Genomic DNA, 14001 nt, shown 5'->3' on the forward strand with positions numbered 1-14001 from the left:
GGATAATTTTTGCTGCCAAAAATAATACTTCTCCCCATTTATTTTATGTGAGCCAATAAAACTTCTTTTAAAAAAATTAAATAGGTCTTTTATATTTAGCCAAATTTAAACATTAATATTAATTATAGAATTTTAATGGTTTCTTAATGTAATTATTACTATATTTTACTATTTTGCATTCTCGGATGCAATATTCCGTTTTGTCAGGCTTTTCATAGAATATATTTTGAATTATGAAAATAAAATTTTTTATAACAAATAAAATTTATAATGATAAACCACGAAACAACTAATAATAATTCCGTTTTTTTTGATTTACTTTTTTCATCCGAAATAAATTTTTCAGAGAAATGCCCCAATAATTTAGCAGAACTTGTTTTTAAAAAAAACGCTGAACGAAATGAAGATTCAATTATTATTATAAGTCATGATGAAAATAATTTAGTTGAAGTCTCTTTAAAACGTTTGCGGTTTATTATTTATAATCTTTTCAATGAGTTTGCAAACAAAGGAATTAAACCCGGCGACACCGTATTGCTTGGAAACATTACAGGAAATAATGAATTGTTTATTGCACTTATGTTTTCAGCTCTTGCTTCGTATGGGGTGAAAGTTTTATTGCCGATGTTCATGGAGTCGGGCGAACTTTATGAATGGATGCAGCTAACAAAAAGTAAAGTAATCATACTTCCCGAAAAAGATATTTTTTCATTGCAGGGCCATGAAAATGAAAAAAGAACTATAAAAGAAATTAAAGAAACTGCTGTATCAAAGGGAATAAATTATTATGATTTTTTTAATGATTTTAAAATAAGAGAATTTTTATATAATGATTTTTCCCAGGTAAATCCAGACGTTGCAATTATAAATGAAATCATAAAAATTACTTCACATAAAACCGAAGCATTACTTATTACAACATCGGGTTCTTCCGGAAAATCAAAATTAGTTATTTATGAACAAGGTGCATTTATAAAGAATTGTATCAGCTGGCACCAGGCTGGTTTCTATAATGAAGATAAACTTGGTGGACGTGGATTTACTCCGCTTTTCGCACATACCATGGGTGTACGAGCATTTATGAATGCATTATGGACAGGCACGCCGGTATGTTTAATAAACACCGAATGGTTTATTGAAAAACCTGAAACGGTAAGCTATCTGCTAAGGCAGATGAAACTTAATCATATAACAGGTGGCCCTGCTGTATTTAATTTAATGCTTGAGATGATGCGTCGTTACCCGGAACTGAAAATTGAAATGCAGCATTCAATAAAAACAGTTGTATTCAGCGGAGCTCCCACAAATAGCAAAACAGCTTTGGATGTTGAATCGGCATTGGGCCTTCGTATTAATAATGCTTATGGCACTACCGAAACGCAACAAGTTTTAAGTACGGTGCTTTTGGATGATACAAAGTTTAAAAAAAATAATTCTATGGGACTTTTGCTTCCGGGAGTTTCAATAGGATTAAAAGAAATTGAAGACGAAAAAAATAATTATTTAATGTATATCAAATCACCTTTCGGGATGAAGGGGATATTTAATCATGAAGATAAAAATGATGAAATTCCTTTTGGTTATTTCGATACGGGAGATATTGTAACATTGAATGAAGATAATGAATTGGTTTATGTAAAACGAAAATCACGCGATTTTTTTAAAGATGGCTTTGGTGTTAAAATCCCGTTGCCTGCAATAAATAACTATTATGCTGAATTAATAAATATTGTAAAGCACATTGAATATTTTCCGTTAAAGGATATTCCCGGTTTAACAGCTTTGATTTTTATAAAAGATGAAAAGGTAAAAGAAGGTGCCGTTATTGAAAACCGCATTATTAAAGAGTATTCGGGTTTTATTTCAAAAATCAATGATAATTTATTTTCCTTACTCGAACCTTTTGAAAGCAGGCATCGCACCATTAAAAGATTTGCTTTGATAAATGAAACTGTTCCCACAACAGGCAAAGGTACCGTGTCGCAGTATAAAATACAAACCAAATACAAAGAAATAATTGATAAACTTGTTGATGTTTTGAGTTGGGATGAAGCCATTGAAAATGTAATTAACAGAACAGATTTCAATAATTCTTTTACGTATTATAATAATCCTCACATTGGCGGAATGCTTGAAGCGCTTGCTGCTGATTATACGTATCACCGGTCGAAAAAAGACAGCCTCTTTACATTCATAAAAGGTAAAGAAACCGAAGTGCTTGATATGACTGGCGGTTATGGCACAAACCTTTTAGGTCACAACAACGATGAAATTAAAAATGTTGCCAATGACTTTTTAAATAGTGATGAAATTGCAATATCCGACCAGGGAAGCATTCAAAAATATATTGGAGCATTAGCAGAAAAATTAAATGCATTAACAAGCGAAGCAACAGGAAGCGACTATACGGTATTATTTGGTTCAACCGGTACCGAAGCTGTAGAAATAGCTATTCATCATGCATTTTTTGAATGGATAAATAATATTGAAGATTTAAAACGACAGCAATATCAGAAATATGGAGGATTTCCGGATTCACTTGTTGAAGAAGTGTGGCAGTCGAATTTAAAAGTTATAGATAAAACACGGGTTCATATCATTGCATTGAAGAATGCTTTCCACGGTCATACTGTGGGCTCCCGTGGAATGTTGGGCAATAACAAAAAGCGAAATAAGTTTAAAAATATTCTTGGAATTTCAGCTGTATTTATTGATGAACGTTCTGAAAATTGGAAAACCGAATTAGAAAAAAAACTTGAAAATTGTAAATTATGTTTGGAAAAAGTAGTTCCTTCTGATAAAGGTTTTGTCAAACAAAAATTTTACATAAGCACTGTAATTGCTGCTATTGCAGAACCAATAGTTGGAGAAGGCGGAATACATATTACCAATACGGATTTCCTGGATTTTCTTTCTGGTTTTGATTTTCCATTAATAATGGATGAAATTCAGTGTGGGTTAGGGCGTGCAGGAACTTTTCTTGCATCGCAGGGACATAAAGCATCATACTATCTTTTTGCAAAATCACTTGGAGGAAATATTGAAAAAATTTCTTGCATACTAATTGACAGAAAAAGATATAAAAAAGATTTTGCAGAATATTATTCTTCTACTTTTTCAAATGGAGGTTTGGCAGCTAAAGTTGCATTAAAAACTCTTAAAATAATAAAGAATGATAATGTTCCGGAAAGAGCGAAAACACAAGGCGAAAAAATAGTTAACGAACTAAAAAAAATACAAGATGAATTTCCAAAAGTAATTGAAGAAATTAGCGGTAGAGGCCTGATGCTTGGAATCAGGTTTTGTGATTTTTCAAATGATGAAAATTTTCTGTTGAGAATTTTATACAATCAAAAAAAATTAGGTCTGCTGTTATCTGCATATTTACTGAAGTGTCACGATATTCGTATACTTCCAACATTATCTGCACCCAACACATTAAGGATAGAACCATCGTGTTATATTGACGATAACGAAATTGCAAAATTTATAAAAAGTATAGAAACTTTATGTGAAATAATTAATAACAGGAATCTTTATGAGCTTTTAAAACCATTGATGGATGGAGATATGTTTGAAGACAATAAAGGGAAAATGCCTGAGTCTGGATTTTTATATACCGCAATTGATAAGCCCAAAAAGAATGCAGTGAAAGTCGCTATTGTCGCGCATTTTGTTTATCCCGTTAATGAACTTCGTTGCCTTGAAAAAGATTTATGCAAAGCATCAGATACTGGATTAAGAATTTTATTCAACCGTGTTCAGACATTAATGGAAATGGAACCTTTTTTAATATTTTCCAAAAATCTTTTCAACGGTAAAATTCATTTTAGCTTTATTGCAATACCCATTGATACCTGCGAATTAGAAAGACTTAACCGACAGAAAAAAACAAAAACCATTGTCGCTAAAATTCAAAAGGCTGTTGATATGGCGGGCAACATGGGTGCAAAAGTTGTAAGCCTTGGCGCCTATACTTCCATTGTAAGCAATAATGGACTTGCTCTTGTAGAGCCAAAAAAAACAAGGATTGTAACAGGAAACACATTAACAGCAGCGTCCTGTGTGAAAAAGATTTTACAGGAAATTTCCTTTAATAAATATTTTGAAAAAAATAAAATACTCGCTATTGTTGGAGCTGCAGGCAATATCGGGTCTGTGATAGCGGAATCATTATTGCGTTCGGATATTGCTTTTGATAAAGTTTATTTAATAGGAAGAAGCAAGAGCAAACTTGAAAAAGTATTAATGAATTTTTGTGAAGATACTTTTATTCGTAGTACTGAAAATATAGAAATAGCTACGGATTTAACCCCATTATCAAATTGTAATATTATTATTGCAGCCACCAACACTAATGACCCAATAATTTTTCCTCATCATTTAAATAATGAAAATGCAGTAATCATTTCGGATATGTCAACACCGAAGGCTGTTTCAGATGAAGTATATTTGATGAAGAATATTATTGCGCTTCAACATGCATCGTATATAAAATTGCCCGGGGATAATGATTTTATCATCAGTTCGCATACACCCAAAGGAGCCGTATTTTGTTGTGCAGCGGAAGCAATATTATGCGGACTTAGTCATTATAGGCAATCGTTAAAAGGAAAATTGAGTGTTAAAGAAATTGAAAAAATAATTTCGCTTATGAATGAATATAAATTACTGGAACAAAAAGAAAATTAATAAATGGACCATTTATTTGATTTTGGAATTTCGCAGGAAGATGCAATTACTGAGTTTAAAGCATTATCGCTTAAAGATAATGACAGGGTGTTATGTATTGCAAGCTCTGGTGATATTCCGTTAAATTTATTGTCGTTGGCGAATGTGAAAATTAATGCTGTTGATATTTCTCCCAACCAGATTTTCTTAACCAAATTAAAATTAAAATCAGTTCTAAACCTTGAACCATCTGAAGCAGCTGGTTTGATAGGGCTTACATCATTACCAGAAGAAAAAAGAATTTTGTTTTTTAATAAGGTGAAAGAAATAATGGATGAAGATGAAAAAAAATTCTGGGGAGAAAATATAACAGCTATTTTAAAAGGTCCTGTTAATGTAGCACGTTTCGAAAAATATATTTCAAAATACAATCAACTGGCATTATCAGTTATTGGTAAAAGAAAATTATTACATCTTTTTACTATTGATAATATTGATGAGCAGTGTGAATATTTTGATAAAAAAATAAGTTCTGTTTTAATTAAGTTTTTATTTAAAGTAGCATTTCATCCACGGCTATATAAGAATAAAGGAATCTCTTCCGATGGGTTTAAAAACAGCGGAGAGCGAAACATTGCTGATTTTTTTTATAACAAGTTCAGGGATTTTTGTACATCGACAATTTCAAGAAAAAATTATTTTTTACAATTTACTTTTTTTAATAAGATATTATTTCCTGAAGCTTTTCCCGAATACTTATCAGCTAAAGGAGTTGAAGCAATAAGAAAAAATGTCGAAAATTTATGCCTGAATCAAATTGATTATTTTGATGTTTTGAAAAATTGCGAGAGAGCAGAGTTCAATAAATTCCATGTTTCGAATATTGGCGACTGGGTAAGTAAAGAAGATTTTTCAAGTTTACTATATTTAATAAAAAATAAAGCCGGGGCTTCGGGAAATATCAGTTGTCGCTATATTCATTATAAACACGCCATTCCAGATGATCTAAAGAATTATTTAAATCCCGATTATTCACTTGGCGAACAGCTTATGAAAACTGACAGGTATCCATTTTATACTTTAATTCCAATAAGCATTATCAATGCAGTTTAAAATTTAAAAAGTAGAAATGGAAAATACATCAGGCATATATTCTTTTAAAGAAATCGGGAATGAATATAATCGCGAAATGCTTGAATTATTGCACCAATCGCCGATAGAAGCCAAAAATTTCAGCATTTGTTTTGACAGGGAACCTGATATTTTTAAAATGGCTAACTTAAAATATCATCCCGCTGAATATACCGGTTTTTTTAAAGGTTCTAAACTTATAGGTTTTGCATTGATTGGTTATTATAATGCTTATGTAAATGGGAAACCTCAGAAAGTTTTTCATTTTTCAAACTTTTTTATTCAAAAAGATGAAAGAAAAAAATTTGTGTTTTTCAAAGCGTTTAAAGTTATTTATAAAAATGTATTTGATAATTCCGATTTGGGATATGCTGTTGTTCTGCAAGGAAATAAAAATGCGGAATCGCTTATTGGACGCGAGAATACAGGAAATACAAATTATCCTTATTCATCTATAATAAATACTTTAGATGCCAGAAGCATTATGATTATGTTTAGAAAAAAGACAGATACAGCATTTCATGTTCGTAAAGCCACAACTGCCGATATAGATAGCATTGTAGAATTATTACAAAAAGAATTTTCAGAAAGAATTTTTGCTCCGTATGTAGATAAACAGGTTTTTCAGGATAATTTATTATCACGTCCGGATTTTGGAATAGAAAATTATTATGTTGCAGAAAAAGATGATATTATTCATGGTGTTTGTGCTGCTTGGGATTGCGGCTCATTCAAACAAAGCAGGATAATAAAATATAACAGTCGGTTTAAAGTCATTAAAAATATTTATTCAATCATGGCAGCACTTTTTGGATTTACTTCATTACCAAAAACTAGTGAAGCATTTAAAGAAGTTCATATTACCGATTATGCCGTAAATGAAAGAAACCCTAAAATTATGAAAGCATTACTGTGTAAGGTTTACAACGATTACAGGGATTTAAAATACAATACTATAATTTTTGGGAGTTATAAAAATGATGAATTGCTGAAGTCGGTAAAAGGATTTATTAATCAATCGGTGTTGTCAAATATTATTGCAATATCAAAGAATAAAAATTCTTTTGATGAAAAAAATATTGTTGCTGAAAAACCTTATATTGATATTGCGTTGTTATAGTTGGAAAATATAAAGTTGAAAATAATAGTAGAGGCGCGGGCTTTGCCCGCGCCTCTACTATTTAGACTTTCCAAGTTTTAAAACTTGGAAAGTCTTTTTTTCTTAATTCGAATCATCATGTGTACAGAAATACTCAATGGTTTTTTCTGCGCAGGTATTGCAATATCCTAATTTTTTCACCATCGTATCAACCATACGGTTGTAAAGTTTCTGGTTTTCTTCGTTGGTGCGGTTTGATAAAGCTCCTACCAGGCTGCCTGCTCCGGCAATATCCGATTTTAAACGAACATCAGTAACCGCTTTTACAAGATCATTATTATCCATGAAATTGTAAGTAGGGTCTTTTATCATTTTTTGTCCGTATATTTTTGTGATGGTTGTTCTGAAGCTTTGTTTTTGTTCGTCATTCTTTAAACCTAAACGTTCTTCAACGCTGTTGATGAATGTTTCATCAATTTTCAGCGGGACAAGTTTTCCGGTTTGAGGGTCCTGGTATGTCCATATTTTATCGGGACCAAGATTTTTTGCATCAACACCGATGATCATATTTACATAACTCATCACATCTTTTTCAACGGCATTAGGCTCATCCATGTATGCATTAAAAATTGTTGTCATCACATTTTTGCGATAAAGTTCTTTAGCAATTTTCAGATCGTTGAAATATTTTGTGCGATCATTAGGTTCCTGAACGTAGTCGAGAATAACGGTTTCCATTGATTTGAAAACATCACCGGCGTACATACATTTGCCTTCCTGAGTTTCGCTGCGCTCCAGAAGAACCTGAAGTGCACGGCCAAGATTACGATGCCCTAAACCTTTTTGTCCGAAACGTTTTGTAATATCGGGGTCGTTATTCAAATCGCTTATGACTTCACTGAGTGTTTTAATACTTTTTTCACCGGCAACATCGCCTGCAGAAAGTTTCATCATTTCAACCGGGGTCAGTTTATCGTTTGCCGGCATACGTGTAAGTACTACAGCCACGCTTATTGCATAATTTAAATTCGGGTCGATGTGAAGTTTTTCGTTAGAGAAAGTTGTTTTATCGCGATTGCCAATTGCATAAAAAGTAAGCTCCTGCTGCAATCGGTAATTGGTGTTATGCGACATATACGTAAGACGGCAACGGTCTACAATCGGCGCCTGTTCTTTTTCTTCGAGGAAACGTGCAAACTCGGAATTGTTGCTGGTAGCCACAATCAGCGTATCGAGAGGCCATTTGTAACCTTCGATTTCAATTGTACGATTTTGAATTACTCCAAGATAAACCTGAACTAGGTCGCGTTTGTTTTTGAAAATCTCATCAGCAAAATGAATTCCGCCTCCGGCTACTCTTGCAAGGGCACCACGACGTAACTCAAAACGGTAAGGATGATCGGTTTCGGAAATATGTAACAAACGGGTGATTGATTCTTCACCAATCAGATCGGTAGCCGAAGAAGTGATTTTATCTTTGGCTGCATATTTCCCTGTTATGGTACCACGTGACTCACTTACAGGAACAGAAACAATTTCAATAAAATCTTTTATTTTTTCAATATCACCGTTACAATAATTTTTAATCTGGTTCAAAATATAATATGAGCATGAACCCAGCGGACGATAGTTTTTATAAAGTTCTTCGAGTTGTTTATCGCGAAACCCGTTATCCGATAAAAATTTAATATTATCCTCTTTGGCTTCATAAAGATTCATTGCAAGAATCATAGGATCTTCATAAGTCTGCGATTCTATTTGCATGATTTTACCGTATCCGCCAATTTTATCAAGGTTGTTGAATTTAAATGTAAAACGGCGATTTTCGGGTAGTGATACATAATTCCTGTAAAGTGTACTTAAATGGTCAACGAAAAAAGTTTTTCCATTACCGGGTTCACCTATAAGAATAAAAGCCATTTCCTTTGAAGAACCGCCTTCAGCAGCATCTTTAACAAACGAAACAAAACTGTTTATTTCATCATACATTCCAATGATATGTTTCGGACCATGACGAAAAACTTTAAAGTCGTAAGTATAACGACCGTTTACTGTAACACGCTCCAGTTTCTTGTTGTCGCCAAGAATCATGCGGGTTATGGTTTGGTAAACATTTTCGAAACGCCTGTTTCCAAGCAGTACGTTTTTAATGTGAAAGTCCAGAGATTTTGTATTATCTTTTTGGGTAATGGTTTTTGTAGTTGCCATTATTTTATTTTTTAGGAATTATTTCAGACTGTAAATATAAGTAAACAAATGTAAATTTTTATAAAAATTAAAAAGAGATTTTTTAATAAAAGTAATTAATAAAAATTGAAAAAATATTAACATCTGAATCTTCAAGTCTGATGCCTGATTAATAGAATTCAATAATGAGGTTGTCTAAAAAGCCTCTGTGTAACTCTATTTACTCAGTGTGCTCTGTGTTTAAATTTTTAAAATATTCTAACACAGAGACCACAGAGTTTTAAAATATGAGTAACACAGAGAAAATTCATATTAAAAAACTTTTGAGACAAGCTCGAAAGGTAATTGTTTTTAACTATTTTGCTTTATAAAGATTATTTTCGGGGTTTGCATCTACAAGATAAGCATCACCTAATTCCACTCTAATAATTTTTTTCTTACCGGGAATACTAAATGTATATGTTTTATTATTTTTCCATATCAAAGCGCTTTTACTTATTGTCTCTGATGTTGAATCGGCATACATTATTTTAATAACAGCTGGAATCGGCATACCACCTGTGTTTTCAATGGTAATTGAATTATTACTGGGATTTTGAACAACTTCTTTTATTGAAATATCTGGTTCTGTAAATTCAAAATACCAGGGTTTCCAAAACCATGAGAGATCTTCTTTTGCAAGCGTATTCATATAAAAGAAAAAATCATAAGGCGTGGGATGCTTATCTTGCCATGTTTCCATAAAAAGTTTTAATGGATTGTTGATACCTTTTTCTTTCATTACTTGTATGAGATAATATAATGCATTCACTGACTTTGCATAGGAAGTAGCAAAATTATAATCTGAATTTAATGATGAAGATGGTGTAATCAGGGGAACATTAAAACGTGAAGTAGCAAGATATTTATAAATTTCAATTGTGTTCAGATATTCGTTTTCATAACGCTTTACTCCTTTATTCTCCAAAGCCATTTCACCAAAAAGTTTTACAAAACCTTCATCCATCCAGGCATATTCTCTTTCATTGGTCATTAGGTAGAAAGGCAGATACCCGTGAGCTATTTCGTGTGCCGTGATTTCATAAATATAATTTTCATTAGCGTTATCGCAGTTGTTTGCCATCATCGGAAACTCAACAGCAAGTTGTTTGTGTCCGTTGAAAGTAAAGTGTTTATCATACGGATAAGGAATTCCCGGGAAAGAATCGGAAAGGAATTCAATGGATTTTTTTGCATAATTAATAACATTTTTAAACTGCAATGCTGTTGGCGGATAAATGGAATTTACCCAAACTGTTTTATTGTTTTTTGAATCGGAAACCGCTGTGGTTGCATCCCACAGATAATAACTACTGGTTGCCCATGCGAAATCGGGAACATTTTTGGCGTTGTATTTCCAAACAATATCTCCAGTGCCTTTTGTAATTTTTTGTTTGTAATCTTCTGGTGTGATAATTTTTATTACTTCTTTACTTTTCTTTGATGCTTCAATTTTTTTGTAAATGCTTTCGTTGAATATTTCGGAAGCATTTAATAAATCACCTGTTGCCCAAACAATATAATTTGATGGTAATGTCAATTCCACTTTATAATTTGCAAGATCATTGTATGTTTCCTGTTCACCGGTATAACTTTCGGTGTCCCATCCGGCATAGTCATCATATACGGCCATCTGCGGATACCAGTAGCCAATGAACATTGCCGAATCGGTTAATGCTCCTGTTCGAAAGCCATTTGAAACTATAGCATAATCCCACGAAATGTTGAGTTTTATTGAACTTCCCGGAAGAAGGTATTTGCCGGGTTGCAGCCGTACTGCTAAATTTGTACCGAAACGTATGGCCTGTTTCCTGTCATTCAAATTCCATGAAACGTCATTTACATTTAATGATGAAATATTCACTCCATCCGATAATTGATCGGCAGTAATTTTCAAATCGCGTGGCGATTCTTTTTTGTAAATATCCTGAAGGATTTTTACAATAAGAATGCTGATTGTATCTGGGCTATTATTGTAATAAGTCAGCTTTTCGCTTCCTTTAAGTTTTTTTGTAGCAGGATCAAGCGATGCTTTAATGTTATATTCGGAGCGGTTTGACCAATATTTTGAACCCGGCTTTCCATCGTATGAGCGAGTACCTTTTTCGTAAGCTTTTTTATATACTGATGGAAGATAAAGAGAGTTATTCTGTGAAAATATTTGCAAACTCCCAAACATGATACAAAGAGCTATAATTTTTTTCATGTGTTTAATTTTGTACAAATTTAACTTCAGGAAATAGTCTTTATAAAATGAAATATACAAACAAGCATTTCACTTAAACCAAAAGGATATTTTATTCCGTAAGCTCAGTTCAAAAATTTTTAAGGTTTTATAGAAATAGATTTATTTTAAAAAAGGTCGTATTCATGTAATTATATTGTTAAATATTTAATTAAAATGCTCGATTTACTTTCAAAAAGTGTATATATTTATTATATTTGCATAATTATATTCTATGTGTATTTTATAGAATAAAAAACATTGAGTATGAAAAAAGTAGTATCATTAATCGGAATTCTTTTAATAAGTTGTTCCGGTTTAATTTTTGGACAGTCGGCGTTAGATCAGCTAAATAGTGTTAACAACAATGGTTTTCAAGGTGAAGGTGGTAGTGGAAGCACGTATAATGTTCCTACAGTATCATCTCCGCAATGTGTTAATTGTCCTTCTACAACTACAAGTTCGAGCTCAAGCTCATCATACAGTAGTGGACTTACAACAAATCAAGCGGCACAGTTGTTTATATTTCAATCATTGTTGAATGCCGCTTTTTCAAGTAATAGTGAGGCAGAAGCAAAAGCAAAAGCAGAGGCTGAAGCAAAGGCAAAAGCAGAGGCTGAAGCAAAGGCAAAAGCAGAAGCCGAAGCAAAGGCAAAGGCTGAGGCAGAAGCAAAAGCTAAGTACGACAAACTGATGCAGCAGTATCAATCGTTGCCAGGCTCAACAGGAACTGATTTAAAGCCAATGTCGCTATCTTCAGATACATACACAAACTTTTTTGGAACAGGAAATGGTGATGCAAATATTGTTGATTTAACTGAAGCTAGCGAAAATCCTGCCGTTCAATCGTTAAAAGTTGAGAATAATTATAATGTAAAACTTGCTTCCGAAGTTCCTCCAATGCCTGATGGAATTCGTGAGATAAATAACGGAAATAATGTGGATCAAACCATTGAAAAAGCCAGAGGGATAACAGTAGAAATTGTAAGCTTATTACCTCCCGGACTTAATTATGCAACTATTGCTGCTGTTGATGCAGTAGCTGCTGATGTCACTGTAGTGCATGATTGCTTTTTCCTAAATCCACCAAACTGTCCTTCTTCATCAAGAGTAGCCGGGAAAATTACTGAAAATATATTGGTAGATGTTGGCTCAGCTGCTGCCGGAGACCTTGCCGGAAAATACTTTGGGAAAATAAGTAAAGGATACGAATATGCAAATAAGTTTAACGAGACTTCAGTAAAGGAAGTTTTAAAAAGTTCCGGAGATGATATTCTGAAATATAAAAATTGGAATTTAAGTCAAACGTGGAATACAATGCTAAAAAAACAATCTTCCAGAGATGATTTGGTTTTATCAATAGGAGGTTCAGTTTCCGGTAAAGGAGTTGATTTGTATAATGAAGTTTATGACCAGAAAAAACCTTTTAATGCCTGGGAATGGTAACCTTTTAAATTGATTAATGAGAACTTTCTACAAAACAATAATAACTTCTTGTTTTATTCTTTGGGTGCTTGCTGCACAAAGTTTGACAATAAAAAACGACTCACTGCATTATGAGGTTTTGATGAATAGCAAGATGCTTCAGGATATAAACCTTAATGTAAATTTTGTTAATTCCATTGATGTTACAACAGATAGTCTTATTTTACTTTCATCTTCAAATCAATTTTATGTTTTAGGATGGGGAGGAATGATTCCTTTAGGTGAAAGAATATTTGGCAGTATTAGTAGCTTTAACTTGACTCCGGATAAATTTCTGATGGTGATAAGTGAAAACTATATTTGTAAAATTGACTCTACAGGAACACTTATCAGACAAATCAAATTACCAAATTACGGAATGGGATTAAGTCCTGGAAAAAATGTGATGTTTGTTTTTGACCGCGAGAAAAATCTACAAAAAAATTCAGTTTATTTAATTGTCCGTGGAGGCAAATATGCCAAGTTGTTTGATGTAACAACACCTGTTAATTCAGTGTTTGATATGAAAGATTCGCTTTTGTTTGCTTCAAAAAACGGGTTATTCAGTTTCGATTATCAAAGCAAAGAAGTAAAAACAATAGCATACATTAATCAGGGAAGAGAAATAAAATCGGTTACGGCCGATACTTCAACAAAGCAAATTTTCTTTTCAACTGATAGTGTTGTATATGCATTAGAAAATTCAAAACCAGTAATTTTAACCAATAAGTTTGGTGGCATACTGAAATTTTATAGCGGAGGATTAATAGTATTTAATCCAACACAAAAATTTTTAATCAGAATTTTGGGACTTGAAAATACTTTGGCTCCGATAACAAAAAAGAGTATTGTTAAAAAGAAATCAGATGTGCTCCTTACCAACGAATCAATAATTAAAATGGTGAATGATAAAATTCCTGAAGAACAAATTATAAAAGCAATAAATAACTCCAATGCTAATTTTAAATTAGATGTAAACTCAGTAATAAATTTATCAAAACAAAATGTTTCATCAGCAGTAATAGAAGCAATGGGAAAAGCAATGGATAATAATTAGAATGAAATTCCAAAGTGTTGTTTATTTTGAAAAAAGAAAAATAGTATTTTTAAATCAAAAATTAAAACCGCTTAAATAATGAAAAATCAAAAGAAATTATTAAATGTATTTATCTGTTCAATAAGTATT

At 32.5% G+C, this 14001-nt stretch carries 7 protein-coding genes; 5 read left to right on the forward strand and 2 right to left on the reverse strand.

Features of this window, described 5'->3' with window-relative positions:
• Nucleotides 1-270: 270 nt before the first annotated feature.
• From PKK00_04680 to PKK00_04690, 3 genes are read left to right on the forward strand one after another with little or no spacing between them, the layout of a single operon-like run.
• Nucleotides 271-4692: an aminotransferase class III-fold pyridoxal phosphate-dependent enzyme gene (locus PKK00_04680; protein ID HNW97691.1), complete on the forward strand. Its 4422-nt coding sequence runs from the start codon at nucleotides 271-273 to the stop codon at nucleotides 4690-4692.
• Nucleotides 4693-4695: 3 nt separating this feature from the next.
• Entirely contained in the window at nucleotides 4696-5784 is a 1089-nt protein-coding gene (locus PKK00_04685) for a DUF3419 family protein (GenBank protein ID HNW97692.1), read from the forward strand.
• A 16-nt stretch (nucleotides 5785-5800) separates the two neighbouring features.
• The gene (locus PKK00_04690; GenBank protein ID HNW97693.1) at nucleotides 5801-6922 is read left to right on the forward strand and encodes a hypothetical protein; all 1122 of its coding nucleotides are present in this window, start codon (nucleotides 5801-5803) and stop codon (nucleotides 6920-6922) included.
• Between the two features lie 102 nt (nucleotides 6923-7024).
• On the opposite strand, the gene PKK00_04695 is transcribed toward PKK00_04690, so the two are convergent.
• Together PKK00_04695 and PKK00_04700 are read right to left on the reverse strand one after the other, a co-directional pair.
• Complete coding sequence (locus PKK00_04695; protein HNW97694.1) at nucleotides 7025-9109, reverse strand: hypothetical protein; 2085 nt, start codon at nucleotides 9107-9109, stop codon at nucleotides 7025-7027.
• Between the two features lie 334 nt (nucleotides 9110-9443).
• The gene (locus PKK00_04700; GenBank protein ID HNW97695.1) at nucleotides 9444-11333 is read right to left on the reverse strand and encodes a M1 family metallopeptidase; all 1890 of its coding nucleotides are present in this window, start codon (nucleotides 11331-11333) and stop codon (nucleotides 9444-9446) included.
• Nucleotides 11334-11618: 285 nt separating this feature from the next.
• Here PKK00_04700 and PKK00_04705 point away from each other — a divergent pair, with 285 nt between their 5' ends.
• Together PKK00_04705 and PKK00_04710 are read left to right on the forward strand one after the other, a co-directional pair.
• The gene (locus tag PKK00_04705) at nucleotides 11619-12797 is read left to right on the forward strand and encodes a hypothetical protein (GenBank protein ID HNW97696.1); all 1179 of its coding nucleotides are present in this window, start codon (nucleotides 11619-11621) and stop codon (nucleotides 12795-12797) included.
• A gap of 16 nt (nucleotides 12798-12813) precedes the next feature.
• The gene (locus PKK00_04710) at nucleotides 12814-13872 is read left to right on the forward strand and encodes a hypothetical protein (GenBank protein HNW97697.1); all 1059 of its coding nucleotides are present in this window, start codon (nucleotides 12814-12816) and stop codon (nucleotides 13870-13872) included.
• Nucleotides 13873-14001 lie beyond the last annotated feature (129 nt).

Source organism: Bacteroidales bacterium, from assembly GCA_035353855.1.
GTDB lineage: Bacteria > Bacteroidota > Bacteroidia > Bacteroidales > CG2-30-32-10 > DAOQAK01.